The sequence below is a fragment of the Streptomyces sp. NBC_00237 genome, from assembly GCF_026342435.1.
Lineage (GTDB): Bacteria > Actinomycetota > Actinomycetes > Streptomycetales > Streptomycetaceae > Streptomyces.
On record NZ_JAPEMT010000001.1, the window covers coordinates 2546612 to 2573211 of the forward strand.

Below are 26600 nucleotides of genomic sequence, written 5' to 3' on the forward strand. Positions count from 1 at the left end.
GTCACCGTGATTGTCCGCTCGTTCAAGGACATCGAAGGAACCGACCGCCATGTGAAGGCGAAGACCGGCACCTGGGAGAGCAAGCGCATCGTGCTCGCCAAGGAGAAGGTCGGCTTCTCCCTGCACGAGACGACGCTCTACGCGGGTACGGAGACCCAGATGTGGTACGCGAACCACATCGAGGCCGTGCTGTGCGTCGAGGGCGAGGCGGAGCTCACCAACGACGAGACGGGCGAGACCCACTGGATCGAGCCCGGCACCATGTACCTGCTGGACGGACACGAGCGCCACACCATGCGCCCGAAGACCGACTTCCGGTGCGTGTGCGTGTTCAACCCGCCCGTGACCGGACGGGAGGACCATGACGAGAACGGCGTCTACCCGCTGCTGACCGAGGAGGTCTGAGCCGTATGACTGACGTACTGACGAACCCCGCGGGCTCCGCCACCGGAGATCTCTACCCCACGCGCGGAGCCGTCGAGGTCACCACGCCCCGCCAGGACCCGGTGGTCTGGTCGGCGCCCGGCGCCGGGGGGCCGATCGGCGCGCAGGACCTGTCCGGCTTCGAGCGGGACGGATTCCTCACCGTCGACCAGCTGATCACGGACGAGGAAGTCGCCCTGTACCGGGCCGAGTTGGACCGACTGGTCACCGACCCGGCGGTACGTTCCGACGAGCGCTCCATCATCGAGCCGCAGTCGCAGGACGTCAGGTCGGTCTTCGAGGTCCACAAGCTGAGCACGGTCTTCGCCCAGCTGGTGCGCGACCCGCGGGTGGTGGGCCGGGCCCGCCAGATCCTCGGCTCGGACGTCTACGTCCACCAGTCCCGGATCAACGTCAAGCCCGGCTTCGGCGCTTCCGGCTTCTACTGGCACTCGGACTTCGAGACCTGGCACGCCGAGGACGGCCTCGCGAACATGCGGACCGTGTCCGTCTCGATCGCCCTGACCGAGAACCTGGACACCAACGGCGGGCTGATGATCATGCCCGGCTCGCACAAGCACTTCCTGGGCTGCGCGGGCGAGACGCCGAGGGACAACTACAAGAAGTCGCTCCAGATGCAGGACGCGGGCACCCCGTCCGACGCGGCGCTGACCCGGATGGCCGACGCGCACGGCATCAGGCTCTTCACGGGCCGGGCCGGGTCGGCGACCTGGTTCGACTGCAACTGCATGCACGGCTCGGGCGACAACATCACCCCGTACGCCCGCAGCAACGTCTTCATCGTGTTCAACAGCGTGGAGAACACGGCGGTGGAGCCCTTCGCGGCCCCGGTCCGGCGTCCCGACTTCATCGGGGCGGGGGACTTCACGCCGGTGCGGTAGCTCGTTCTGCTCGTTCTGTTTGGTTTGCTCGTTCGGCTCTGGTCGTGCGTCGTGGGGCCGGTCCTCTGGGGAGGACCGGCCCCACGACGTCGTTTGCGGGACTACTTGTTCAGTGCGGGATAGTCCGTGAAGCCCTTCTCGTCGCCGCCGAAGAAGGTGGCCGGGTCAGGGGTGTTGTACGGGCCCTCGGTGGCGAGCCGGGCGGGCAGGTCCGGGTTGGCGAGGAACAGCGCGCCGAACGCGAGCACGTCCGCCGCCCCCTCGTCGATGAGCCCGAGCGCCCGGTGGTCGGTCGGCCCGTCCGTGAACGGGTTGAGCACGAAGGCCCCGTCGAACTTCGCCCGCAGCACCGGGGTGAGCGCGCGGAACGCGTCGGTCGCCTCGGTGACGTGCAGATAGGCGAGGCCCAGCGGCGAGAGGGCGTCGACCAGCGCCTCGTACGTCCGGGGGACGTCGGTCTCGGTGATGTCGTTGTACGCGTTGCCGGGGGAGAGGCGGATCGCGGTCCGGCCCGCGCCGATCTCGGCGACGACGGCCCGGACGGTCTCGACGGCGAACCGGATGCGGTTGTCGACGGTGTCGCCGCCCCACTCGTCGGTCCGGAGGTTGGCGTTGGCGGAGAGGAACTGGTGGATCAAGTAGCCGTTGGCGCCGTGGAGTTCGACTCCGTCGAAACCGGCGTCGACGGCGTTGCGGGCGGCGCGCGCGTAGTCCTGGACCGTCTCGCGGATCTCGTCGGCGGTCAGCGCGCGGGGCTCGGTGAAGTCCACGAGGCCCGCACCGGTGAAGAGCTGACCGGCGGGGGCGACGGCGGAGGGCGCGACCGGGGTCAGCCCGTCCGGCAGCAGGCTCGGGTGCCCGATCCTGCCGCCGTGCATGAGCTGGGCGAAGATCACGCCGCCGTCGGCGTGCACGGCGTCGGTGACCTTGCGCCACCCGGCGACCTGCTCCTCGCTGTGCAGGCCGGGCGTGAAGGGGTACCCCTGGCCGACGACGGACGGCTGGACCCCCTCGGTGACGATGAGCCCGGCGGAGGCGCGCTGTGCGTAGTACTCCGCGACCAGCTCGGTCGGCACGCCGCCCGCACCGGCGCGGCTGCGGGTCATCGGGGCCAGGGCGATGCGGTTGGCGAGGGTGGTGCCGGAGAGGTCGTACGAGGTGAAGGCGGTGCTGGACATGGCGGTAGCCCCCCAGGAGTGTTTATTGGTCGGCCAAGTAATACCGACGACGTCACTGTAGCTCATTACTTGGCCGACCAAGTTAAAGTGGTGAGAACTTTCCGACCGCGACCGTGACCGTGACGATGACGAGGACTTCCCATGCACCCCGACGGCCCCGCCTGTCCCGACACCGTGCCCTTCCCGGGTGGCCCGGTCAGCTACTCCCTGTCGGTGGTGGCGAGGCTGCACCGGATCGCTGCGGGGAAGGTGCTGCGGTGCCTCGGTCTCTACCCGGGGCAGGAGTTCGTGATGATGCACCTGTGGGAGGCGGGCCCGGTGCGCCAGTCGGAGCTGATCAAAGCCGTGGGCCTCGACCCCTCCACGGTCACCAAGTCCCTCCAGCGCCTGGAACAGGCGGGCCACGTCCGCCGCCGCCCGGACCCGGCGGACAGGCGTGCCTCACTGGTCGAGGCGACCGAACAGGGCTGCGGGCTGCGGGACAAGGTCATGGAGGCGTGGGGCGAACTGGAGGCGCGGACCCTGGCGGGGCTGGAGGCGGACGAACGCGCCTCCCTGACGCGTCTCCTCGCCAAGGTCGAGCACAACCTCTGCCCCGAGGCGGTCCCGCCCGTCCCGCCGATGGCGGGGGAGTGCGGCTGATCCTGCGGGGCTCGGTGGGGGTGCTGTTCCTGCCTGGGGCTACGCCCCTTGCCCCCTGCACGGGCTCCGCCCGCGCGTCCTCAAGCGCCGGACGGGCTGATTTTCCCCTCCGCCCGCGCGCCCTCAAGCGCCGGACGGGCTGATCTCCCTCTCCGCCCGCGCGCCCTCAGACGCCGGACGGGCTGGTTTTTTCCTCCGCCAGTACCTTCTCCAGCTCCGTCAGGAACCGGTCCGTCGTGGCCTCGTCCCGCACCGCGATCCGTACCCATCCCTCCCCGACGAGCCCCGGAAACGTGTCCCCCCGCCGCACCGCGAACCCCCGCTCCCGCAACCGCTCCCGTACCCCCGCCGCCCCCGGCACCCGTACGAGCACAAAGGGAGCCCGAGCCCCCTCGACCACCCGCACCGGCCCGAGCCCGGCCAGCCCGGCCAGCAAGTACTCCCGGTCCGCAGCCACCCGAGCGGCAGCCCGCGAAGCCTCCTCCACCGCCTCCGCCGCAACGCACCCCTCCGCCGCCACCAGCGCGGGCGTCGACACCGGCCACAACGGCTGCGCCCGCTCCAAGAGCGCGATCGTCTCCGGCGCGGCGGTCACATAACCCACCCGCAGCCCCGCCAGCCCCCACGTCTTCGTCAGACTCCGCAGCACCACCAACCCCGGCACATCCACCCGCCCCACCAACGCCTCCGGCTCCCCCGGCACCGCGTCCATGAACGCCTCGTCGACCACCAGCACCCGCCCCGGACGGGCAAGCCCGGCGATCGCGGCAGCCGCATGCAGCACCGACGTCGGGTTTGTCGGATTCCCGATCACCACCAGATCGGCATCCTCGGGGACGGCCCCCGCCTCCAGCCGGAACCCGTCCTCCTCCCGCAGCAGCACCCGCCCCACCTCGTGCCCCGCGTCCCGCAGCGCCGCCTCCGGCTCCGTGAACTGCGGGTGCACCACCACCGGCCTCCGCACCTGAAGAGCCCGCGCGATCAGTACGAACGCCTCCGCCGCCCCCGCCGTCAGCAGCACCCGGTCCACCGGCAGCCCGTGGTGCGCGGCCACCGCCGCCCGCGCCGCCCGCCCGTCCGGATACGCGGCGAGCGTGTCCAGGGAAGCGGCCAGGCGTGCCTTCAGCCACTCAGGCGGCGTGCCGGACCGTACGTTGACCGCGAGGTCGACCAGCCCCGCCTCCGCGCCCCGCACCTCCGCATCGCCGTGATGCCGCAGGTCATGGTCGAAAGAGGTCACCGGTTCCACCCATCCCTGTGCAGGCCACCGCGCACGTCGCCATGGCCGGTCGCCCCTCGGGGCTCGACTTCCTTTTCGGTACGAGGAGTTCCGCCCCGCTGCCCGGCGCCCCGACACCCAACGGCCCGCCGTCCAGCGGCCCGACACCCAGCGCCCCGACACCCAGTGCCGCGAGCGCCGCCGCCTCCGCCACCGACGGCGTGCCCACCGCGCTCAGTGCCCGCCCCGACGGGTTCGGCACCGTCACCCCGGCCAGCAGCTCCGCACCGTACGAAAGGACCGGCACCCCGAGCCGCCGCGCGCACTCGACGATCGCCCGCTCGTCCGCCTTCACGTCGACGGTGGCGAGCGCGTCGACCGCGCCGAGAGGCACCCCGGCTTCGCCGAGGACGCCCACCACCAGCGCGTACAGCTCATCGACCGGTGCGTCCTCGCAGGCCCCGACCCCCACGGTCACCCTTGTGGAAGCAGACACCGGACATCCTTTCGCGCGGCGAATCGGCCCATTCCGACATGCGCCGCACCGCGCCCATCGACTAGCAAGGGCTCATGGCGTACACGGCGGTCCTCGTCGCGCTCGGCGCGTTCCTGATGACGCTGTTCGGTGGCTGGGTCGCCCAGCGCGTCACCGACCGGCGGCACCTCGTGCTGGGCCTGGCCGGAGGGCTGATGCTCGGCGTGGTCGGCCTGGACCTGCTGCCGGAGGCCCTGGAGGCCGCCGACAGCGAGGTCTTCGGCGTGCCCGCCGCCCTGCTCCTGTTCGTCGGCGGCTTCCTCGCCGCGCACGTCGGCGAGCACCTCCTCGCGGGACGACACGCCGCGCACGGGGGAGAAGAGGGGGAGCGGATCCCGGAGGTCGGGCTCACCGCCGCCTCCGCCATGGTCGGCCACAGCCTCATGGACGGCATCGCCCTCGGCGCGGCCTTCCAGGTCGGCGGCGGCATGGGCGTCGCCGTGGCGCTCGCGGTGATCGCCCACGACTTCGCCGACGGCTTCAACACGTACACACTGACCAGCCTGTACGGCAACGCCCGCCGCAAGGCCCTCGCGATGCTGTTCGCGGACGCGGCGGCCCCGGTGGTCGGCGCCGCCTCCACCCTCTTCTTCACCCTTCCGGCCGAACTCCTCGGCTGCTATCTGGGCTTCTTCGGCGGAGTGCTGCTCTACCTGGCCGCCGCCGAGATCCTCCCGGAGGCCCACCACGACCACCCGGCCCGCTCCACCCTGCTGTGCACGGTGGCGGGCGCGGGCTTCATCTGGCTGGTGGTGGGCATCGCGGCGGAGTGAGTGCGCGGTCATGGCTGTGCGCACCGCTCCACGAACCGGTACGCCATCTCCGGAGCCGCCGCCCAGTGCGTGTGCAGGTAGCTGGCATGCACATTGCCCTGTACGAATCCCTCGACCCGGCGCTCTGGATGCGTGAAGCCCCACGCGGGCGACGCCCCCGCCCCCGGTTCGATCACGGTCCGGTGGAACTCGTGCCCGCGCAGCCGCGTCCCGGCGGCGGCCAGCGCACTGTCACCGACGGCCACGGCCTCCCGGTACCCGAGCGTCAGCTTCTCCGACATCCGTGCCTCGGCGTCGAGCACCCCGCACAGGGGCTGCCCGTCGAGCGAGCGCGCCAGATACAGCAGCCCGGCGCACTCGGCCGCCACCGGCGCCCCCGAACGAGCCAGCTCGGCAACGGCCTTGCGCAACGGCTCATTGGCCGAGAGCTCGGGCGCGTACACCTCGGGAAACCCACCCCCGATCACCAACCCGCCCGTCCCGTCCGGCAGTTGCTCGTCGCGCAGCGGGTCGAACGGTACGACGGTGGCCCCGGCCGCACCCAGCAACTCCGCATGCTCGGCGTACGAGAACGTGAAAGCGGGCCCCGCGGCCACCGCGACCACCGGCCCCGCTCCACCCACGCCTCCTCGGGCTGCCCGCATGCTCCCGGTCCGCCCGGCTTCCCCGCCCGGCTCCCAGGCCGCGTCCCCCGTCGTCCCCGCCGCACGCGCCAGAGCGAGCACCGCCTCCAGATCCACCCCACCCCGCACCTGCTCCGCCAGCGCGGCAACCGCCTCCACCGCTTCGGCCTGCCGCTCGGCCACCGGCACCAGCCCCAGGTGCCGCGACGGCGTCCGGACCTGCTTGGCCCGCCGCAGCGCGCCCAGCACCGGCACCCCCGAACCGTCGAGGGCCTCCCGCAACAGCTCCTCGTGCCGGTCCGACCCCACCTTGTTCAGGATGACGCCCCCGATCCGCACCTCCGGATCCCACGAGGCGAAGCCGTGCACCAGCGCCGCCACCGACCGCGACTGCGACGACCCGTCCACCACCAGCACCACCGGCGCCCGCAGCAGCTTCGCGATCTGCGCCGTCGACGCCAACTCGCCCTGCCCGGCAGCCCCGTCGTACAGGCCCATCACGCCTTCGACGATCGCCAGATCACATCCGGCGGCCCCGTGCTCGAACAGCGGACCGACCAGATCAGGACCGCACAGGTACGCGTCCAGGTTCCGCCCGGGCCGCCCCGTCGCCAGCGCGTGGTACCCGGGGTCGATGTAGTCAGGCCCCACCTTGTGCGGCGAAACCCTCAGCCCGCGCTCCGTGAAGGCAGCCATCAGCCCCGTCGCGACGGTGGTCTTCCCACTGCCCGACGACGGCGCGGCCACCACGATCCGTGCTACCACTCGATGCCCCGCTGACCCTTCTGACCCGCGTCCATCGGGTGCTTGACCTTCGACATGTCCGTGACCAGATCGGCCGCGTCCAGCAACGCCTGCGGAGCGTTGCGCCCCGTGATCACCACGTGCTGCGTGCCCGGCCGGTCGCGCAGCACCCGCACGACCTCGTCCACGTCGATCCAGCCCCAGTGCAGCGGATACGCGAACTCGTCCAGCACGTAGAACGTGTACGTCTCGGCGGCCAGATCCCGCTTGACCTGCTCCCAGCCCTCCCGCGCCTTCTCCTCGTTGTCGACCTGATCGTCTCGCTGTACCCACGACCAGCCCTCGCCCATCTTGTGCCAGGCGACCGTGCCGCCCTCGCCCGTCGCACCGAGGGCCTTGAGCGCGTTCTCCTCGCCGACCTTCCACTTCGCCGACTTCACGAACTGGAACACCCCGATCGGCCACCCCTGGTTCCAGGCGCGCAACGCCATCCCGAAAGCGGCCGTCGACTTCCCCTTGCCGATGCCCGTGTGCACCATGAGCAGCGGCCGGTTGCGGCGCTGGCGGGTGGTGAGCCCGTCGTTCGGTACGTTTTCCGGCTGTCCCTGCGGCATGGTTACGCGACCTTCCTCGATGTGCCCTGAGCACCCTGTACGTCCTTGACCAGCCCGGCGATGGAGTCCGCCCGCAGCTCGTCCAGCGTGACGGCGGTGCCGCCCAACTCCCTCGCCAGTTCGGCCGCGAGACCGAGCCTGACCATCCCCGACTCGCAGTCCACGACCACCGAGGCGATGCCCTCCACCTCGTGCAGCCGCGCCGCCCGGCCCGCCAGCGCCACCGGCTCCGGACCACCGGTCGCCCGCCCGTCCGTCACCACGACCAGCAGCGGACGCCGCGACGGATCGCGCAGCCGCTCCACCCGCAGCACCTCGTGGGCCTTCAGCAGACCCGCCGCGAGGGGGGTGCGCCCGCCGGTGGGCAGGAGCTCCAGCCGGGCCGCCGCCGCGTCCACGGACGACGTCGGCGGAAGGACGACCTCCGCCTCCTTGCCGCGGAAGGTGATCAGCCCGACCTTGTCCCGCCGCTGGTAGGCGTCGAGGAGCAGCGAGAGCACCGCGCCCTTCACAGCGCTCATCCGCTGCCGCGCCGCCATGGACCCCGAGGCGTCCACCACGAACAGCACGAGGTTGCCCTCGCGGCCCTCCCGCGTCGCCTGCCGCAGGTCGTCCCGGCGCACGACGAGACCGCGTCCGCTGCGACCGCGCGCGTGCTGGTGCGGGGCGGCCGCCTGCACGGTCGCCGCCAGGTGCAGCTTGGTGAGCGCGCCTCGCGGCCGTACGGAACCCGTCGTACGACCGTGCTCGGTACGCGCTCGGGACCTGCGCCCCGCCGCCCCGTCGCCGAGGCCGGGCACGCTCAGCATCTTCGTGCGGAACGGCTCGGCGGACCGGGCGGCGGGCTGCTCGGGGCTTCCGCTGCCGGAGGGGGAAGGCTGCTGCTCCGGCTGCTCCTGGGGCTGCTCCGGCTGTTCCTGGGGTGCCTCGGGCGTGTCGCTCTGCTCCGACGCGCTGGTTTCGGGGGTTTCGGGCGCGTCGGGGCCGTCGCCCCGGGGCGGCAGGCCGCCTCCGCCGGGGCCGTCCGGATCGGGGTCGTCACCGCCCTCGTCCTCGCCCCCGTCCCGCGGGGGGCTGTTCTGCTCCAGGGTCTGGTCGAGCTTGTCCTCGTCGAGGCCGGGCGCGTCGAAGGGATTGCGGCGACGCCGGTGCGGCAGCGCGAGCAGCGCGGCCTGCCGTACGTCCTCCTCCTGTACGTCCTCACGGCCCGCCCAGGCGGCCAGCGCGGTCGCCGTACGCGCCATCACGATGTCGGCCCGCATGCCGTCGACCTCGAACGCGGCGCAGGTCGCGGCGATCTGGCGGAGCGCGTCGTCACCGAGCCTGACCTGCGGCAGCAGGGCCCGTGCGGCGGCGATCCGGTCCCGGAGGTCGGCCTCCTCCCCGGCCCACTTCGCGGCGAAGCCCGCCGGGTCGTCGTCGTACGCGAGCCGTCGTCGTACGACCTCGACACGCTGGTCGGTGTCGCGGGACGCGGCGACCTCGACGGTCAGCCCGAACCGGTCGAGCAACTGGGGCCGTAGCTCGCCCTCTTCGGGGTTCATGGTCCCGACCAGCAGGAACCGCGCGGCGTGCCGCACGGACACGCCCTCGCGTTCGACGTACGACGCGCCCATGGCGGCGGCGTCGAGCAGGAGGTCCACGAGGTGGTCGTGAAGGAGATTGACCTCGTCGACGTACAGGATTCCCCGGTGGGCGTCCGCCAGCAGCCCCGGCTCGAACGCTTTCACGCCCTCGCTGAGCGCCCGCTCGATGTCGAGCGCGCCCACGAGGCGGTCCTCGGAGGCGCCGACCGGCAGCTCCACCATCCGCGCGTCCCGCGCCACGCCGTCGGCGCTCGCGTGCGGGCCGTCGGGACACGCCGTATCGGGCGCGGCCGGGTCGCACGAGAACCGGCACCCCTCCACCACCGCGACCTGCGGCATCAGCGCCGCGAGCGCGCGCACGGCGGTGGACTTGGCGGTGCCCTTCTCGCCCCGTACGAGGACGCCGCCGACGGCGGGGGACACGGCGTTGAGCAAGAGCCCGAGCCGGAGGTCGTCCTGCCCGACGATCGCGGTAAAGGGATAAGGCGTACTCATACGGTCTCCATCATCGGTTCGTCACTTCCGTGCGGCCGGGTGGTGGTCCCGGTCATGTGCGCGTGCGTCATGGCCGGCCGCGTCCACGCGGCGCCGCTTCCGCCGAGCCTCCTTGGGCGGCGGGGCCGCCCCCGGGGGGGGCGAGGGGGGGACCCCCTGCTCGAGCGAAGCCGAGAGCTTGGGGGAGGGCGGGCAAGGGGGCGGCCTCTCTCGCTCCGGGCCCGCCCCGGAGCTGGCCCCGCCTCGCCCCGGTGCAGCCCGCACCCCGCCCGGGGCCCCGCCTCACCCCCGTACCCCCGGCGGCACGAACGGCAGCCCCACCGGCGCACCGGACTCGATCAGCCGCCACAGCCCGTCCGTGTCCGCGTGCTCCTCGATCAGGTCCCCCAGCCGGTCCAACTGCTCCTCCCGCAAGCCCCCGAAGCTCGTGTCCGGAGCAGGCACGAACCGGCGCCCGGAAGCCACTGCCACCTCCCGCAGGAACGCCCGCCGGAATCCGTCGCTCTCCAGCGACCCGTGCCAGTGGGTGCCCCACACCGCCCCCACCCGGCACCCGTCCAGGCTGTGTCCATCGTCATCAGAGATGAACCCTTCCCCGCCCAGCACTTCCGCCACCCCGTGATGGATCTCGTAACCCTCCACCGGCTCGCCCAGCGCCGAACCCACCGGCCGTGCGAGGGTCTTCTCACGGGCGAACCTCACCCGCACCGGCAGCAGCCCGAGCCCCTCGACGACCCCGGCCCGCGACTCCACCTCGTCCTCGATCAGTTCGCCCAGCAGCTGGTAGCCGCCGCAGATCCCCAGCACCGGCAGCCCCTCGGCGGCCCGCCGTGCCAACGCGTCGGCGAGTCCCCGTTCGCGCAGCCACTCCAGCGCCCGGACCGTGCCCCGCGTTCCCGGCACGACCACCAGGTCCGCGTCCGCGAGCTCCTCCGCCCGGTCCACGAAGCGGACGACCACGCCGGGCTCCGCCGCCAGCGCGTCCACGTCCGTGAAGTTCGACATCAGCGGCACCGCGCACACCGCGACCCGCAGCACGTCCTCGCCGACCGGCGGCGCGACCACGGACTCCCGGACCGCGCCCCGCAGCGACACCCGCAGCCCGTCCTCCTCGTCGATGCCCAGCCCGTGGGCGAAGGGCAGCACGCCGTACGTCTTGCGCCCGGTGAGGTCCTCCAGCATGTCCAACCCGGGCTCCAGCAGCGACACATCGCCCCGGAACTTGTTCACCAGGTAGCCCGCGACCAGCCGCTGGTCCTCCTTCGCCAGCAGCGCCGTCGTCCCGAAGAACGACGCGAAGACCCCGCCCCGGTCGATGTCCCCGACTACCACCACCGGGAAGTTCGCGGCCCGGGCGATCCCCATGTTGACGATGTCGGTCCGCCGCAGATTGATCTCGGCGGGACTCCCCGCCCCCTCGCAGATCACCGCGTCGTAACTCGCGCGCAGCTCCGCCAGGCACTCCGTGACCGTCCCGAGCAGCGCCTCCCGGTGCCCGCCCTGGACCCCCTTCCCGTACGTCTTCCCGCCCGCCGTGCCGAAGAAGCCGCGCGCGCTCATCTCGCCCACGGGCTTGCCGAGCAGCACCACCTGGCTCGACTTGTCGCTGCCGGGCTTGAGCAGGACGGGGTTCATGAGAGCGGTCGGCTCGACCCGCGCCGCCTGCGCCTGCATCGCCTGCGCGCGGCCGATCTCCGCGCCCTCCCGCGTCACGAACGAGTTCAGCGACATGTTCTGCGCCTTGAACGGGGCGACCTTCACCCCCTGCCGCACCAGCCACCGGCAGATCCCCGCCGTGACCACGCTCTTGCCCGCGTCCGACGTGGTTCCCGCGACCAGCAGTCCGCCGCCGCTCATGATGTACGCCCCTTCAGCACGGACGCCGCCAGCCGCCCCGCCGCACACGCGGCCAGCGCCAGCACGCCCACCCGGCGCGACAGCCGCACCGCACGTTCGATGTCGGGCACGGCCACCGGCCGCCCGCTCTCCCCGTTGAGCACCGCCCGGTGCTCCACCCGGCCCGCGTACGACAGCGTTCCGCCGAGCCGCACGCCCAGCGCGCCCGCGAAGGACGCCTCGACCGGGCCCGCGTTGGGGCTCGGGTGGGCGGCGGCGTCCGCACGCCAGGCCCGCAGGGCGCCCCGGGTGTCGTCCCCGGCCAGCACCGCGAGCGCCGCCGTCAGGCGTGCCCCCGGCCAGCCCGCCACGTCGTCCAGGCGTGCCGAGGCCCACCCGTACCGGCGGTGGCGCGCCGACTTGTGCCCGACCATCGCGTCCAGCGTGTTCACGGCCCGGAACGCGACGAGGCCCGGCACGCCCCCGACCGCACCCCACACCAGCGCGCCCACCACCGCGTCCGAGGTGTTCTCGGCGACGGACTCGACCACGGCACGCGCCATCTGCTGGCCGTCCAGGGCCTGCGGGTCGCGCCCGCACAGGTGCGGCAGGCGTTCGCGGGCCAGCTCCAGGTCCCCGGCGGCCAGCGCCCCGCCGATCGCACGGGCCTCGCGGCCCAGTGACGTACCGCCGACGACGGACCACGTGGCGGCGGCCGTCAACGCGACGGAGGCGGCGGGGGAGCGGCGTACCAGACGGGAGGTGACGGCGGCGGCCGTGGCCGCCCCGCCGACGCAGACCAGGGTGTGCAGCACGCCCCGTCCCCGGTCGTCGCGCCACAGGACCTTCTCGACGGCTCCGGCGGCACGCCCGAAGGCGGCGACGGGATGGCCGTGACGGGGGTCGCCGAAGACGGCGTCACCGAGCATCCCGAGAGCCGCACCGACGGCGAATGTGTACGGGGGCATGACAACGGAACCGCGTGTACCGCAGCCGGGCATGGCGACGTGTCCTTAACTCAGGGTCCGCGCCCTGCGTTCGACGTGACGAGCGGCTGGGAGTTCCTGGCTTCCGTACGGCTCTCGCGAGCCGCACGGTGACAGTGGCGGGACCGCGCCGGATTCGCACCGGCTTCCTCTCCATGCCGCCGTAATGGCTCCGGCAGTCCACCACGCCCCGCGAACAACCGTCAACCTGGGGTTGACCTGCGGGAGGCCGGTGTGCGGAGGCCCACAGGGGGTCGCCGAGGGGTCCACGGGGGCGCACGCAGAACCGCCCCGCGCACGGGGCGCGGGGCGGTTCTGTGAAGCGGGGGTGGAGCGCCGGTCAGGCGACGATCAGGAAGATGCCGTACGCCACGGCCGCCGCGCACAGCGCGAAGCAGGCGTACGCGCCCGTGCGCGCCATGGCCGCCGAGCCGCCCGAAGCGGTGGCGCTCTCCTGCTTGGCGAGGCCCACGATGCCGAGGGTGAACAGGCCCACCAGAGCGATGGTGGCCACGAGGCTGACACCGAAGACGGTGCCGAGAGCTGCCCAGTCGATGTTCATGCGATTGCGTCCTTAGACCCTTGGGCCCTCAGACCGACGCGGCCGGGCGGGCCGGTTCGGCGGGGGAGTGGATGGTGGCCTTCAAGTCGCCGGTGGCCGCGTGGGTGGCGTCGGACGGGAAGACACCGGCCGGGGGCGGGGTGACCGCGGCCATGGCGGTGGTGACGACACCCGCGGGCTCGGCCGGGGCGAGCGGGGCGGCCGGGCCCTGCAGGTCGTCGGCGGTGACGTTGGTGTGGTCGACCGGCTTGCGGCGGGACAGCGTCCAGATCACGCCGGAGCCCGCGACCAGCAGGACCGCGACGGCGGCGACGCCCCACGTGCCCTGACCGGTGAGGAACTCGGCGGCCGCGGCGACCGCGCCGGCGGCCGGCAGCGTCAGGCCCCAGGCGACGAACATCCGGGTCGCGGTCGACCAGCGGACCACGCCGCCCTTCGGCGCGAGGCCCGAGCCCATCACGGAGCCGGAGCAGACCTGGGTGGTGGAGAGGGAGAAGCCGAGGTGCGAGGAGGCCAGGATGACCGTCGCGGCACCGGTCTGGGCGGCGAAGCCCTGCGGCGGCTTGAGGTCGGTGAGGCCCTTGCCCATGGTGCGGATGATGCGCCAGCCGCCGAGGTAGGTGCCGAGCGCGATGGCGACACCGGCCGAGACGATGACCCACAGCGGGGGGTTCGCGCCGGGGGCCAGCACGTTGCCGGTGACCAGGGCCAGGGTGATGACACCCATGGTCTTCTGCGCGTCGTTGGTGCCGTGCGCGAGGGAGACGAGACCGGCGGAGGCGATCTGGCCCGCGCGGTAGCCCTTCGCGGTGGCCTTCTCGTCGGTCTTGGACGCCAGCTTGAAGGTGAGCTTCGTGGCGAAGTACGCGGCGAGACCGGCGACGATCGGCGCGGCGATCGCGGGCAGCAGCACCTTGGTGATGACGACGCTGCCGTTGACGCCGGAGGCGCCCACCGACATCAGGGTGGCGCCGATGAGGCCGCCGAAGAGTGCGTGGGAGGAACTGGACGGCAGGCCGATCAGCCAGGTGAACAGATTCCAGAGGATGGCGCCGACCAGTGCCGCGAAGATCACTTCCGTCGTGATGCCGCTTTCGTTGATCAGCCCCCCGGAGATCGTCTTCGCGACCTCCACGGAGAGGAAAGCACCAACGAGGTTCAGCACGGCGGACATGGCCACCGCCGTCTTGGGCTTGAGTGCGCCGGTCGAGATGGTGGTCGCCATCGCGTTGGCAGTGTCGTGGAAACCGTTCGTGAAGTCGAACACGAGAGCGGTCACGATCACGATTCCGAGAAGGAGCGTGATGTGTTCCATTTACCCAGGCAATCGTTTGAGGTCAGTGGCTGTTGGAACGTAAGCAACCTGAGTGAACGGAAGATGAACTGGGCGGGGCGTCCCGGTGACCCGAAATGCCGTGCCGCCGTTCCGGTTTTCACCGGAACGGCGGCACGGGCGGGTTCTCCCTAGGGACGTCTGGGGGCGCCCGGGGCCGTCAACGCCGCGTGAAGGCGCTCAGCCTGCCGTGCGACCCGTTGAAGAGATTCTGGTCACCCGGAAGTGCGCCCCGGGCGTTGTCGAACTGCCAGATCGTCCAGTACGACCAGCCCGCGGGCAGCGGACCCGGCGAGGAGTTGTAGCGCGCCAGCCACAGGGCGTGGTTCCGGCCGAACGCCGTGCTCCTGCCGGTGCACTCGTTCCACCAGAGCGTGGTCGTGTAGATCACCGGACGGCGGCCCGTCCTGCGGCGCACCTCGTCGCTGAAGGACGTGATCCAGGTCCGCATCTGGGCGGGCTTCAGCCCGTAGCACTTGTTCCGCTTGTTGATCTTCCGGTACGGGTTGTTCTCCAGGTCGACCGCGGGCGGCAGGGTCTTCCCGTCGTTCCGCCAGCCCCCTCCGTTGCGTACGAAGAAGGCCGCCTGGGTCCTGCCCGACGACTGGTGCGGCAGCGCGAAGTGATAGGCGCCGCGCTTGATGCCGGCCTTGCGGGAGCCGTTGTACTGCTGGGCGAAGTGCGGATTGCGGTAGGTGTGGGACTCGGTGGCCTTGACGTAGACGAAGGTCGCACCTTTCTTCTTCGCCCTCCTCCAGTCCACGTTCTTCTGGTGGCCGGAGACGTCGTGGCCGCGCGGCTGGGCGGCGGCCTCGGCCGGACCGCTCAGCAGGACCGTCGTGCCCAGGGTGAGGGCGGCGGTGGTGACGGCCGTGGCGGACAGGGCTCGGGCGCGGACGCGTCGGGCGCGGGCGCGGACGCGCCGGAGGAGCGGTTTGTGATCACGGGCCATGATTCCCCCCCGGAATGGCTACGTGCATGACAAATCTGGGCAGAGGCTACTGGAAGATCCGGAAACTCCGGTCGATCTCCGGCCAATTCCACCGGGGGCGGTGTGCGGACGGTCTGCCGGGCTTACGGAGCCGGGGCCTCCGGGCTACAGTGCGCGCCCGCCCTGCCCGCCGGGTGCCCGGCCCCCGGCCGGTCCTGCCCGCCGGATGCCCGGCTGGCAGGATGCGGGGCATGACGACACGGGTGACGGACGCGGTGACGGCGGCATGGCGGGACCTGGTGGACACGGCCCTGCGGTCGGTCGCCGACGGGCTGGTCGTCGGGACCTCCGGGAACGTCTCGGTGCGGGTCGGCGACGACCTGATCCTGGTCACCCCGAGCGGTGTGCCCTACCACCGGCTCACCGCGGACGACGTGACCGGCGTGCACCCCTCCGGCCGCCGGATCCTCGGCGACCTCGTCCCCACCAGCGAACTCCCCCTGCACCTCGCGGTGTACCGCGACACGGACGCCCGGGCCGTCGTGCACACCCACGCGGTGCACGCCACCGCCGTCTCGACCCTCGTGGACCGGCTGCCCCTCATCCACTACATGGCCGCCGCGATGGGGGGCCGGATACGTACGGCGCCCTATGCGACGTACGGGACCGAGGAGTTGGCCGAGAACGCCCTCCTGGCCCTCCGCGACCGCACGGGATGCCTCCTCCGCAACCACGGGACCCTCACGTACGGAGACACCCTCGCCCGGGCCTACGACCGCACGGCCCAGCTGGAATGGATGTGCCGGCTCTGGCTGACGGCCTCCTCGGTCCCCGGCCACTCCCCAACCCTCCTCTCCGAGGCGGAACTCGACCTGGCCGCGGAACGCCTGCGCGGCTACGGGCAGACGGGATGACCCGCCACCCCCGCCCCGCTTCCGCCCAGCCCCCTTGGGCGGCGGGGCCGCCCCCCGGGGGCGGGACGGGCGGGCAAGGGGGCGGCCCCTCTCGCTCCGGGCCCACCCCGGAGCACCCCCGCCCCACCCCGGTCCCGCCTCACCGGGCGAAGAGGCCCCGCCCCACCCTCAGGGCCCCGCCCACTGGCAGTACCGCCCCCCGCTACCGACACTGAAACCGTGCACCCGGCCAAAGCAACGGCAGCAGCCGTCACCACACTCATAGCCCTCGGCGCAGCCACGATCGCCGCCGCCCGACACGCCGGCGACGCCGCGCTCAACGCGCCCCCCGGCCGCCCCCTCCCCGGCGACCCCCGCGTGACCGTGCACGCCACGGCCCCCGGACAGGTCACCCTGACCAGGGGGCTCGCCACGCTCAGGCCGGGGGTGTACGCCCTGGAGGGCGACGGCGTCCACGCGGTGGTCGGACCCGTACTGGAGGCCGCCCCGCACGAGCCCGACACCGTCGTGCGCCGCCTGGAGAGGGTGACCCGGGGCTCCCTGGAGCCCGGCGCCCGCCTCCACCTCACCCCGTACGTCCACAGCGGCGACCCCGGCAGCGCCCTCGGCCTGGACTTCGCCCACGTCGACGTCATGGGCGAGCTGGGCGCCCTGCCCGCCTGGTTCGTCCCGGGCACCCGGACCACCACCTGGGTGATCGCCGTGCACGGCCTCGGAGCCACCCGCGAGCACCCGCTGAACGTCCTGGAGTTCCTGCACCGCTTCCGGCTGCCGGTGCTGGACCTCGCCTACCGCGGCGACCCCGGCGCGCCCCGCTCCCCGGACGGCCTCGGCCACCTCGGCGACTCCGAGTGGCGCGACCTGGACGCCGCGATCCGGCACGCCGTCCGCGAGGGCGCACAGCGGATCATCCTGTACGGCTGGTCCACCGGCGGCGCGATGGCCCTGCACGCCGCGACCTCCTCCGCGCTGCGCCACCACGTCGCCGGACTGGTGCTCGACTCCCCGGTGCTGGACTGGGAAGCGACCGTGCGCGCGCTGGCATCCGCCCGCCGCACCCCCGCGGCCCTCCTTCCGCTTGCGGTACGTGCGGCCCAGGGCAGCACGGGACCCCACGGCGACCGGCTCCGCGAGGCCGCCGACCCGGGCGGACTGCGCGTCCCGGCGCTGATCCTGCACGGCCCCGGCGACGCAGTCGCCCCCTGGGGCCCGTCCCGCGCCCTGGCCGAAGCCCGCCCCGACCTGGTCACCCTGCACACCGTGCGGGACGCGCCCCACGCCGCCATGTGGAACGCCGACCCGGCCGCCTACGAAGAAGCCCTCCGGCGCTTCCTCACCCCCCTCGTATGACACCCGCCGCCCCGCCCACGTAGCAGATTCCACGGCGCTCCGTGGGCGGCGAGAGGGATTCCGTTTGGGCTTTCGGGCACTGAGCGGAGACACTGCTGCACGTGACGTCCCGTACACCGCGCGACTCCAGGCTCCGACTTGTCCGCCCGCGACCCCTCGCCACAGCCCGACGGGCCGTGACGAACCGGCGAACCCGCCCGGCACCCCGCCCCCCCGAGGGAACCCCCGCCCAGGCGGAACTGGCCCGTCACGCCCGGGAGGTGCTCGCCGACGCCACCCGGGTGGCGCGCTGGGCCGACTCCGAGCGCGCCCGAGGCGCCGCCCCGCGCCCCGGCCAGGCGGGCAGGCTCTCCGACGCCGCCGCCGAACGCGCCTCCGAGGCACTGCGCCTGACCGAGACCCAGGTCCGGGCCGGGTGGGACCGGGCCCGCCTCGCCGGCCTCGTCGAGATCCACGGCAGCAACGCCCGCCCGGGCTGGCGGCTGCACGCCTGGGACCGCGACGACGCCGCCGTGCTGCGCGGCTGGGTCGCCCTCTTCGACGCCTGGTCGATCGTCCACCCCGCACCGGAGGGCATCGCCCCGGCCACCGTCGCGGAAGTCGTCGAATCCGTACCCCAGGTGCTCTCCCTCCTTCAGCTCTCGGCCGGACCCGTCCTGGTCCCGGCCCTACTCGACCTGCTGGAGCAGCGCGTCGCCGAACTGCACGAGGAACGCTGCGAGGTCCCGCCCCACCTGCACGGCATCCCCGCCCAGTCCACGACCCACTCCGTACCCGTACCCCTCTCCCTCCTCCTCGGCTGGGCCCTCGAAGGGCTCGCCTCCGTCGGCGCCCTGACCCTCGGCGAGGGCCAGGCGACCCTGACCCCGCTCGGCAGCTGGGCGGTCTGGGTCAAGCTGGAGCAGATCTGCGTCGCCGCGCAGAGCCCCGCGGGCAACATCGAGCAGTCCGCAGACGCCATGCTCAGCGGCTGCGCCCGCCTCACCCCCGGACCGGCCCGCGCCGAGTACCGGGCCTGGCTGGCCGCCCGCACGGTCGGCACCGCCGTCCTCGAACTCCTCGAAGTAGCCCGAGGCGAGGACGCCCTCCTGCGCGGCCTCGCCTTCGAGGCGCTCCGGGTCGTCGGCGCCCCCGCCGAGGCCGAGGTGCGCGCCGCCGCCGAGGAGGTAGCCCTGCGCCCCTACGCCCTGCTGTGGCTGGCGGAGCACGAGGGCGTCGACGCGGAGGACGCCCACGACCGGCTCACCCGTGAGGAGTCCACCTGGCTCTGGGTGGACACCGCCGCGGCCGTCGCTGACCACGGCGAGAGCGAACTGCTGGTCCGCCACCTCGAATCGGCGGTCCAGGGCACCGTCCCCGCCCTGCTCGACGCGGTCCGCGCCGTCGGCCATCCGCGCACCGTGCAGGTCCTCGTCGCGCTCGCCGCCGCCCACCCCGACCCGGCCCTCGCGAAGGCCGTACGCCGGGCGGCGTTCCAGGTGCACACCGGCGGCGCGTAGTCGGCGCGGGGTCGGCTTGCGGGCTCCCCGTCAGCCGGCCAACGCGCCCGGTACGTACGTCCCGAAGCACCACACGTTGCCCTCGTGGTCCCGGGCCATGTAGTCCCGCGAGCCGTGCTCCTGGTCGGTGGGCGGCATCAGGATCTCCACCCCGAACTCCTCGGCCCGCTTGTGGTGCGCGTCGGCGTCGGTCACCACGATGTACACACTGGTCGGACCGGCGTCCGCCATCAGCTGCGCGAACTGTCCCGCCCGGCCCTTGCTGCCGAGCATCACCGCGCCGTTGCCGTACGCCAGCTCCGCGTGCTCGATCAGGCCGCCCTCGCCCTCGTACACCGCGATCTCGGTGAAGCCGAAGCCCTCCTTCAAGAGCCTGATCGCCGCCTTCGCGTCCCTGTAGAGAAAGGTCGGGAACATGGTCGGTGTGCTGCTCATCTCGTCCACCCTCGCTCACTCGTCCGCTGCGTCCGGGCCGCTTCTGTGACCCTCGACACAGTCTGGCAGGTGGGTCTGACAATCGGCCCTGACCCGTGCGAATGCCGCTCAGCAGGGCTTAACGGAAGGTGTTGCACTGCGCCATGTCGCCCGACCGGAAGCCGTTGTAGAACCACTGCTGGCGCTGTGCCGCCGACCCGTGCGTCCAGCTCTCCGGCGTCACCCGCCCCTGGAACTTCTCCTGGATGCGGTCGTCGCCGACCGCCGCCGCCGCGTCCAGGCCGTCCCTGATGTCGACGTCGTTCAGCACCGTGATCAGCGGCTTCCCGCTCTTCTCGTCCGGCGTCCGCGTCGCGTGGTGCGCCCACACCCCGGCGTAGCAGTCGGCCTGGAGCTCGACGCGGACCGCGTTGCTGTTCGCCCCCTGCCGCCCGTCCTGCGAGCGGGCCAGGGTGCCCATCGTGTTCTGGATGTGGTGCCCGTACTCGTGCGCCACCACGTACGCCTGCGCGAACGGGCCGCCGCTGGAGCCGAACTTGGTCCGCAGCTCGTCGAAGAAGCCCAGGTCCAGATAGACCTGCTGATCGCCGGGGCAGTAGAAGGGGCCGACCGCCGAGGACGCCGTGCCGCACGCCGTGGGCACCCGGTGCGAGAAGAACACCGTCTTCGCCGTCGTGTACCGGGCGCTGCGCCGCGCGAACTCCTGCCGCCAGAAGTCCTGCACGCTGTTGACCACGCCCAGGATGCGGCAGTCCTCCTTGGTGTTCGCGTCCCGCCCCGTCTTGCAGCCCTCCTGCACCTGCGCCTGCGAGGACGCGGAGACCCCGGGCTCCTGCTCGCCGGAGGAAAGCCCCAGCTGCTCCGGGCCCACCCCGAAGAGCACGCCCATGATCAGGGCGATGAAGCCGACGATGCCTCCGCCGATCGTGGCCTTTCCGCCGGGAATGCGACTGCCGCGCACGTCCCGGACCTCCGAGCTGTCCAGATTGGCGTCGTCGTCGAACTGCACGGGGCCACACCACCCTCTGCTTGTGCCGCCTTGACCGGCCGCTGCCCTGAACCGGCGTCCTGCCGGTCGTTGCGTGGCCGGTCCACGTCGCGACCGGCCCGGCGACGGCACTCCGCCACCATGCGCCGAGTATCAGCCCATTCCTCCCCTCATGCCCCTTTGCCTGCGCCACAGGGGCACCGCCGAACGGAGGACCGACTGCCCCTCGCCCCGTCGTGTCGCCGCCGGAGCGGGCCCCGCGCTCCGGTCCGCGCCGATACGTTCTGAGCCAAGCCGGGCCCGCCCCCGGGGCAACGGCAGCACGAGGGGGAACCCGACACCCATGACCGACCCCGAGCGCGGCCCCGCACCCCGCTTCCGCCCGTCCGGCCTCCGTGCAACTCGCCTCCGCACACGACACCTCCGCACGCCTCACCTCCGCGCACCCGGCTCCCGCCCCCCGTCGGGCACCCCCCGCCGGACCCTGCGCCTCGCCCGCCTCCGCACCCGCCGCCGTCTCGCCCGCCTGGGAGCCGTCCTGCGGACCCGGACCGCCCGGCTCCTGCTCCCCGTCCTCGCGGCCCTCCTCGCCGTCCCCCTCCTCACCGCCGCCCACCAGGCCCGCCCCGCCCCCTACGGCGACCGCCTGAGCGCCCCCGGCCGGGCGGCAACCCCCGCCATCCCCGATCCCGCCGTGCGCATCCGGGGCGCCGAGGTCCACGCGTACGACCGGACCACCGGACGCACCCGGTGGACGTACGCCCGCACGGGTCACCACCCGCTGACCGTGCACGCGGCGCCCGGCCACCTCTTCACCCTCTGGAGCGACGGCCTGGTCACCGACACCGTGCGCGGCGACGGACGCGCCGTCCGCTGGCACCGGGCCATCCCCGCCTTCGACGGCCGCCCCGCCGGAGTCCTCCAGCCCCTCGACGCGGCCGCCGAGATGCTCGCCGTCCTCACGCCGCACCACATCGCCGCGTACCGCACCGTCGACGGCGACCTGCGCTGGGTGCTCCCCGCGAAGCCCGGCTGTCACTTCGCCCCCGCCCGCACCGCCCGCCGGGGGCACGTCCTGCTCGTCGCGCAGCCCTGCGCCGAGTCCGTCCCCTGGACGGACCAGATCGTCCCCGTCGACGCGCTCGGCCGCATCGCCCCCGGCCGCAACCCCCTCGGCAACGGCCGCACCGCCCACGACCAGCGGCGCGGCACACCCGGCCCCGGGGGTCGCGCACGACCAGTCCCCGGCCCCCGGAACTGAGGCCCCGAAGCCCCCGAATCCAGCTTGCGCACGCCCGTTAGACTGGTTCCATGGCTCTTCTCTTTGTGCATTAGCGGCGTCGAAGAAGCAGTCCGCCCGCTAGACCCTCCTTCCGCCGTCACACCCCGCACAGGAGTTTTTCCGTGATCACCGCCTCCGGCATCGAGCTGCGCGCCGGCGCCCGCATCCTCATCGAGAACGCTTCCTTCCGCATCGCCAAGGGCGACCGCATCGGCCTCGTCGGCCGCAACGGCGCGGGCAAGACCACCCTGACCAAGTGCCTCGCAGGCGAAGGCATCCCGGCCGGCGGCACGATCTCGCACTCCGGCGAGGTCGGCTACCTCCCGCAGGACCCCCGCACCGGCGACCTCGACGTCCTCGCCAAGGACCGCATCCTCTCCGCCCGCGACCTCGACTCCGTCCTGCGCAAGATGCGCGAGAACGAGCAGAAGATGGCCACCGGACAGGGCGCCACCCGCGAGAAGGCGATGAAGAAGTACGAGCGCCTGGAGACGGAGTTCCTCACCAAGGGCGGATACGCCGCCGAGGCGGAGGCCGCCACCATCGCCGCCGCCCTCGGCCTGCCGGACCGTGTGCTCGGCCAGCCCCTGCACACCCTCTCCGGTGGTCAGCGCCGCCGCGTGGAGCTCGCCCGCATCCTCTTCTCGGACGCCGACACCCTGCTCCTCGACGAGCCGACGAACCACCTCGACGCGGACTCCATCGTCTGGCTGCGCGACTACCTGAAGACCTACCGTGGCGGCTTCATCGTCATCTCCCACGACGTCGAGCTGGTCGAGACGGTCGTCAACAAGGTCTTCTACCTGGACGCCAACCGCGCCGCCATCGACGTCTACAACATGGGCTGGAAGCTCTACCAGCAGCAGCGCGAGGCCGACGAGAAGCGCCGCAAGCGCGAGCGGCAGAACGCCGAGAAGACGGCCAAGGTCCTCCACTCGCAGGCCGACAAGATGCGCGCCAAGGCCACCAAGACGGTCGCCGCACAGAACATGGCCAAGCGCGCCGACCGCCTGCTGGCGGGCCTGGACGCCGTCCGGGTCTCCGACAAGGTCGCCAAGCTGCGCTTCCCCGAGCCCGCGCCCTGCGGCAAGACCCCGCTGATGGCGGAGGGCCTGTCCAAGTCGTACGGCTCCCTGGAGATCTTCACGGACGTCGACCTGGCCGTCGACAAGGGCTCCCGCGTCGTCATCCTCGGCCTCAACGGCGCCGGCAAGACGACGCTCCTGAAGCTGCTGGCGGGCGCCGAGAAGCCCGACACCGGAAAGATCATCGAGGGCCACGGCCTGAAGATGGGCTACTACGCCCAGGAGCACGAGACGCTCGACCCGGACCGCACGGTCCTGGAGAACATGCGCTCCTCCGCACCCGACCTGGACCTGGTCGAGGTCCGCAAGACGCTCGGCTCGTTCCTCTTCTCCGGCGACGACGTCGACAAGCCCGCCGGGGTCCTCTCCGGCGGCGAGAAGACCCGGCTGGCGCTCGCCACGCTGGTCGTCTCCTCCGCGAACGTGCTGCTCCTCGACGAGCCCACCAACAACCTCGACCCCGCCAGCCGCGAGGAGATTCTCGGCGCGCTCCGTACGTACAAGGGAGCGGTCATCCTCGTCACCCACGACGAGGGCGCCGTCCACGCGCTGGAGCCGGAGCGGATCATCCTGCTCCCCGACGGCGTCGAGGACCTGTGGGGCCCGGACTACGCGGACCTCGTCGCCCTGGCCTGACCGGTCGCCGCCGGGGGACCGCCCGCCGCCCGTCCGGGCCCCCACCGGGACGCGACGCCGTGGCAGTGGCATATGCCACCGGCAAAGGCGCTGGCAGAAGGCCCCGGCTGATCCACTTCGGCTGGATCATTCGGCCTACGCGTGATCCTTCATCTGGGTGAGACGCTCTCGTACCCCGGCGCGCCCCCTGGCATTCGAAGGCCCGTCCCGCAGCGGGGCGGGCCTTCGGCGTGCCACTGATCGTTTAGCTGTGCTGACCTGGACATTCCCGAGAGCCACCGGATTCCGGTATGGCGAAAGACACGCGGAATTTCGTATTCCGGCCCCGGCCGTCACTTCCTCCACGGCGAACCTTGTTGTACGGACCTTGCCGAATGGGTGGCCAGGAAGCCCGGGAGGGGTGATCATGAGAAGTCCAGAGCGCACTTCCTTGAGGAGGCACGGGTGGCCGAGACTCTGAAGAAGGGCAGCCGGGTAACCGGCGCCGCGCGCGACAAGCTCGCGGCAGACCTGAAGAAGAAGTACGACTCCGGTGCGAGCATCCGGGCGTTGGCCGAAGAGACCGGCCGCTCCTACGGATTCGTCCACCGGATGCTGAGTGAGTCCGGAGTGACCCTGCGGGGACGCGGCGGAGCGACGCGCGGCAAGAAGGCCACGGCCTGACAATCGCTGTCGTACGTGAAGGACCGGGGCCGGTAGCCGGCCGGGTCCGCCGGGTGGTTACTGTGCAGTCACTTAGTTGGTGACGGCACCGTATCCGACCCCGGAGGCACCCCATGGCATCACTCGTCCCCGTACTCGACAAAGACGGCGTGCAACTCACCGTCGAGGACGCCGTTGCCACGGTGACCCTGGCCAACCCGGCCAAGCGCAACGCCCAATCTCCCGCTCTGTGGCGGGCGTTGACGGAGGCCGGGAGGGTATTGCCCGGGAATGTCCGGGTGGTCGTGCTGCGCGGAGAGGGCAAATCCTTCTCCGCGGGCCTCGACCGGCAGGCGTTCACTCCGGAAGGCTTCGACGGTGAGCCGTCCTTCCTCGATCTCGCGCGTGGTTCCGACGCGGACCTCGACGCCGAAATCGCCGCCTACCAGGAGGCTTTCGCCTGGTGGCGACGGACCGACATCATCAGCATCGCCGCGGTCCAGGGCCATGCCATCGGTGCCGGTTTCCAGCTCGCCCTCGCCTGTGACCTGCGGGTCGTCGCCGAGGACGTGCAGTTCGCCATGCGCGAGACCAGCCTCGGCCTGGTGCCCGACCTGACCGGTACCCACCCCCTGGTGGGCCTCGTCGGGTACGCCCGCGCGCTCGAAATCTGCGCCACGGGCCGCTTCGTGCACGCGGCGGAGGCCGAGCGCACGGGCCTCGCCAACCTCGTCGTGCCGAACGACGAACTCGACGGCGCGGTACGGGACCTGACCGCCGCCCTCCTCGCCGCACCGCGCGACGCGGTGATCGAGACCAAGGCGCTGCTCCAGGGTGCCTGCGACCGAACGTACGAGGCCCAGCGCGTCGCCGAGCGCGCGGCCCAGGGCCGCAGGCTCCGCGACCTCGCGGGCCTCGCCGACTAGACGGTCCCGCCTCCGCGCGCGGCGTCGGGTCGGCCCGCTTCGTGCACCTCGGTGACCAGCACCGCCACCGAAGGCCGCCCCGCAGCCGCACCCGCGACCGCGTCCGCCACGGCCGCACGCACTTCCAGAGCCACCTCCCGCGCACGGCGCTCCCCGCTCACCGCCACCTCCACCCGGACGTGGCCGCCGGGGAGCGCCGTGCCGTCGTAGTGCACCGGAGCACCGAGAACGTCGGTCAGCCGGAGCACGCCGGGCACGGCGGCGGCAGCCCGCTCGGCGGCGGCCTCGGGGGAGTCATGTCGCCCGGGTGGACCAGCCGGGTCCGCCTTTTCCCGTACGTCCTCCTCCGGTACGTCGCCGGGCGCACCCGGAGCACCGGCGCGGCCCGCCTCCCCGAGCAGCCCCGTGACCCGGAGGTCCACCTCGGTGACGGCGAGGCCGAGCCGTTCCTCCGCCGCCTCGAACAGGGCGGTCCGCAGCCGCCGGGCCGCGTACGGGACCGGCTCGCCGAGCGCGGCCTCGAACTCCGCCTCGACCCGCAGCGGCCCGGGCGGCAGCGCCCCGGGAGGCGGCGGTACCGCGGGTGCGGCCGGAGGGGCGTCGGGGTCGGCGAGGCCCACCCGGAGCGCCCCGAGCGCCACTCCCCGTACGTCCGCTGCCGCGCGGCGCAGCACGGTGTCGGCCGCGCGTTCGGCCAGCCAGGAGCCGTCGGCCGGGGAGCCCAGGGGGAGCAGTCGGCCCGGGCCCAGTCGCCTGCGCACGGCCTGCTGCCAGCCGCCGCCCGGGCTTGAGGATGCTGTGTCTGCCATGGGGGCAGCCTGCCGCATCCCCGGCGCGACATCGGGCAGGCGGACTTAATGTGGCAACGGAGTCCAGTAGCGCGTACCCCCCGGAAAGGGACGAATGGCGATGGCTGACACCGAAGAGCGCAGCATCAGGCCGGGCGGCCTGGAGAAGGAACTCCCCACGACCGGCGCGTCCCGCCCGTCCGGCACGTCCGGTACGGCAGCCCGCGCGACCGGTGCGAGCACCCCGCAGCGCGGCGGCGGCGACCCGGCGACCCGGGGCCGCACCACGATCGCCGACGGCGTCGTCGAGAAGATCGCCGGACTCGCCGCCCGCGACGTGGTCGGCGTGCACGCGATGGGCGGCGGCTTCTCCCGCACCTTCGGCGCGGTCCGTGACCGGGTGCCGGGCGGCGGCGCGAAGTCCGTGAGCCGGGGCGTGAAGGCCGAGGTCGGAGAGGTGCAGACGGCCCTCGACCTGGACATCGTGGTCGAGTACGGAGTCTCCATCGCGGACGTGGCCAGGGCCGTGCGGGAGAACGTGATCGCGGCGGTCGAGCGGATGACGGGCCTGGAAGTGGTCGAGGTCAACATCGCGGTGGGCGACGTGAAGCTCCCCGACGAGGAAGAGGACGAGCCGGAGCAGCGCCTCCAGTGAGCGGGCCTCCGGCGCAGG

The 26600-nt window shown here is 72.8% G+C and carries 26 protein-coding genes and 1 riboswitch; of the genes, 12 read left to right on the top strand and 14 right to left on the bottom strand.

The features are described 5' to 3' along the window. The first annotated feature begins 6 nt into the window (after window positions 1–6). Both OG897_RS11230 and thpD read left to right on the top strand, forming a co-directional pair. Entirely contained in the window at window positions 7–405 is a 399-nt protein-coding gene (locus OG897_RS11230) for an ectoine synthase (RefSeq protein WP_189821483.1), read from the top strand. A gap of 5 nt (window positions 406–410) precedes the next feature. Next, window positions 411–1325 (top strand): ectoine hydroxylase, encoded by a 915-nt coding sequence (gene thpD, locus OG897_RS11235; RefSeq protein WP_266655331.1) that lies wholly within the window; start codon window positions 411–413, stop codon window positions 1323–1325. A 101-nt stretch (window positions 1326–1426) separates the two neighbouring features. On the opposite strand, the gene OG897_RS11240 is transcribed toward thpD, so the two are convergent. Beyond that, entirely contained in the window at window positions 1427–2503 is a 1077-nt protein-coding gene (locus OG897_RS11240) for an alkene reductase (RefSeq protein WP_266655333.1), read from the bottom strand. 141 nt (window positions 2504–2644) lie between these two features. Between OG897_RS11240 and OG897_RS11245 the strand changes: the two genes are divergently transcribed. Then, window positions 2645–3145 carry a MarR family winged helix-turn-helix transcriptional regulator gene (locus OG897_RS11245; protein WP_266655335.1) on the top strand — a complete coding sequence of 167 codons (501 nt, stop codon included), beginning with the start codon at window positions 2645–2647 and terminating at the stop codon, window positions 3143–3145. Window positions 3146–3311: 166 nt separating this feature from the next. On the opposite strand, the gene cobC is transcribed toward OG897_RS11245, so the two are convergent. Together cobC and OG897_RS11255 are read right to left on the bottom strand one after the other, a co-directional pair. Beyond that, entirely contained in the window at window positions 3312–4385 is a 1074-nt protein-coding gene (gene cobC / locus OG897_RS11250; RefSeq protein WP_266655337.1) for an Rv2231c family pyridoxal phosphate-dependent protein CobC, read from the bottom strand. Next, the gene (locus OG897_RS11255) at window positions 4366–4860 is read right to left on the bottom strand and encodes a cobalamin biosynthesis protein (protein ID WP_323188021.1); all 495 of its coding nucleotides are present in this window, start codon (window positions 4858–4860) and stop codon (window positions 4366–4368) included. Before OG897_RS11255 ends, cobC begins: the two co-directional genes overlap by 20 nt. Window positions 4861–4934: 74 nt before the next feature. On the opposite strand from OG897_RS11255, the gene OG897_RS11260 reads away from it, so the two are divergent. Beyond that, on the top strand, window positions 4935–5672 hold the full coding sequence (locus tag OG897_RS11260) for a ZIP family metal transporter (protein WP_266655339.1): 738 nt from the start codon (window positions 4935–4937) through the stop codon (window positions 5670–5672). 8 nt (window positions 5673–5680) lie between these two features. Here the strand turns inward: OG897_RS11260 and OG897_RS11265 are convergent, their stop codons facing one another. The 8 genes from OG897_RS11265 to OG897_RS11300 form a co-directional block, all read right to left on the bottom strand. Further along, a complete protein-coding gene (locus tag OG897_RS11265) occupies window positions 5681–7060 on the bottom strand; it encodes a cobyrinate a,c-diamide synthase (protein WP_266655341.1) in 1380 nt (459 codons plus the stop codon). Further along, window positions 7054–7653 (bottom strand): cob(I)yrinic acid a,c-diamide adenosyltransferase, encoded by a 600-nt coding sequence (cobO, locus tag OG897_RS11270; protein ID WP_266655343.1) that lies wholly within the window; start codon window positions 7651–7653, stop codon window positions 7054–7056. The genes OG897_RS11265 and cobO overlap by 7 nt, the downstream gene beginning before the upstream one ends. 2 nt (window positions 7654–7655) lie before the next feature. Next, entirely contained in the window at window positions 7656–9734 is a 2079-nt protein-coding gene (locus OG897_RS11275) for a putative cobaltochelatase (RefSeq protein ID WP_266655345.1), read from the bottom strand. 282 nt (window positions 9735–10016) lie between these two features. Further along, window positions 10017–11591 (bottom strand): cobyric acid synthase, encoded by a 1575-nt coding sequence (locus OG897_RS11280; protein WP_266655347.1) that lies wholly within the window; start codon window positions 11589–11591, stop codon window positions 10017–10019. Further along, complete coding sequence (locus tag OG897_RS11285) at window positions 11588–12538, bottom strand: cobalamin biosynthesis protein (protein ID WP_266655349.1); 951 nt, start codon at window positions 12536–12538, stop codon at window positions 11588–11590. The genes OG897_RS11280 and OG897_RS11285 overlap by 4 nt, the downstream gene beginning before the upstream one ends. Window positions 12539–12608: 70 nt before the next feature. Beyond that, a riboswitch (cobalamin riboswitch) is annotated at window positions 12609–12748 on the bottom strand. A 148-nt stretch (window positions 12749–12896) separates the two neighbouring features. Beyond that, window positions 12897–13118 (bottom strand): hypothetical protein, encoded by a 222-nt coding sequence (locus OG897_RS11290; RefSeq protein ID WP_266655351.1) that lies wholly within the window; start codon window positions 13116–13118, stop codon window positions 12897–12899. Window positions 13119–13146: 28 nt separating this feature from the next. After that, entirely contained in the window at window positions 13147–14433 is a 1287-nt protein-coding gene (locus tag OG897_RS11295) for an inorganic phosphate transporter (RefSeq protein WP_266655353.1), read from the bottom strand. A 178-nt stretch (window positions 14434–14611) separates the two neighbouring features. Then, window positions 14612–15403, bottom strand: a complete 792-nt coding sequence (locus OG897_RS11300) for a lysozyme (RefSeq protein WP_266655355.1) — start codon at window positions 15401–15403, stop codon at window positions 14612–14614. Window positions 15404–15633: 230 nt separating this feature from the next. On the opposite strand from OG897_RS11300, the gene OG897_RS11305 reads away from it, so the two are divergent. The 3 genes from OG897_RS11305 to OG897_RS11315 all read left to right on the top strand — a co-directional run bounded on the left by OG897_RS11305 (window position 15634) and on the right by OG897_RS11315 (window position 19145). Continuing rightward, window positions 15634–16296, top strand: a complete 663-nt coding sequence (locus OG897_RS11305; RefSeq protein ID WP_323188025.1) for a class II aldolase/adducin family protein — start codon at window positions 15634–15636, stop codon at window positions 16294–16296. A 219-nt stretch (window positions 16297–16515) separates the two neighbouring features. Then, a complete protein-coding gene (locus OG897_RS11310; protein ID WP_266655359.1) occupies window positions 16516–17646 on the top strand; it encodes an alpha/beta hydrolase in 1131 nt (376 codons plus the stop codon). Between the two features lie 101 nt (window positions 17647–17747). Next, window positions 17748–19145 (top strand): hypothetical protein, encoded by a 1398-nt coding sequence (locus OG897_RS11315; protein ID WP_266655361.1) that lies wholly within the window; start codon window positions 17748–17750, stop codon window positions 19143–19145. Between the two features lie 30 nt (window positions 19146–19175). On the opposite strand, the gene OG897_RS11320 is transcribed toward OG897_RS11315, so the two are convergent. Both OG897_RS11320 and OG897_RS11325 read right to left on the bottom strand, forming a co-directional pair. Then, window positions 19176–19580, bottom strand: a complete 405-nt coding sequence (locus OG897_RS11320; RefSeq protein WP_266655363.1) for a VOC family protein — start codon at window positions 19578–19580, stop codon at window positions 19176–19178. Between the two features lie 118 nt (window positions 19581–19698). Continuing rightward, on the bottom strand, window positions 19699–20589 hold the full coding sequence (locus tag OG897_RS11325) for a neutral zinc metallopeptidase (protein WP_266655365.1): 891 nt from the start codon (window positions 20587–20589) through the stop codon (window positions 19699–19701). Between the two features lie 322 nt (window positions 20590–20911). Between OG897_RS11325 and OG897_RS11330 the strand changes: the two genes are divergently transcribed. The 4 genes from OG897_RS11330 to OG897_RS11345 all read left to right on the top strand — a co-directional run bounded on the left by OG897_RS11330 (window position 20912) and on the right by OG897_RS11345 (window position 25139). Then, window positions 20912–21829 (top strand): hypothetical protein, encoded by a 918-nt coding sequence (locus tag OG897_RS11330; protein WP_266655367.1) that lies wholly within the window; start codon window positions 20912–20914, stop codon window positions 21827–21829. Between the two features lie 143 nt (window positions 21830–21972). Continuing rightward, window positions 21973–23571, top strand: coding sequence for an ABC-F family ATP-binding cassette domain-containing protein (locus OG897_RS11335; RefSeq protein WP_266655368.1), 1599 nt, complete (start codon window positions 21973–21975; stop codon window positions 23569–23571). Window positions 23572–24015: 444 nt separating this feature from the next. After that, window positions 24016–24234: a helix-turn-helix domain-containing protein gene (locus tag OG897_RS11340; protein ID WP_185035675.1), complete on the top strand. Its 219-nt coding sequence runs from the start codon at window positions 24016–24018 to the stop codon at window positions 24232–24234. 113 nt (window positions 24235–24347) lie between these two features. Further along, window positions 24348–25139: an enoyl-CoA hydratase/isomerase family protein gene (locus OG897_RS11345; protein ID WP_266655369.1), complete on the top strand. Its 792-nt coding sequence runs from the start codon at window positions 24348–24350 to the stop codon at window positions 25137–25139. Here the strand turns inward: OG897_RS11345 and OG897_RS11350 are convergent. Beyond that, window positions 25136–25948, bottom strand: coding sequence for a nucleopolyhedrovirus P10 family protein (locus tag OG897_RS11350; protein ID WP_266655371.1), 813 nt, complete (start codon window positions 25946–25948; stop codon window positions 25136–25138). The genes OG897_RS11345 and OG897_RS11350 overlap by 4 nt on opposite strands. A gap of 94 nt (window positions 25949–26042) precedes the next feature. Between OG897_RS11350 and OG897_RS11355 the strand changes: the two genes are divergently transcribed. Then, complete coding sequence (locus OG897_RS11355; RefSeq protein WP_266655373.1) at window positions 26043–26582, top strand: Asp23/Gls24 family envelope stress response protein; 540 nt, start codon at window positions 26043–26045, stop codon at window positions 26580–26582. Window positions 26583–26600 lie beyond the last annotated feature (18 nt).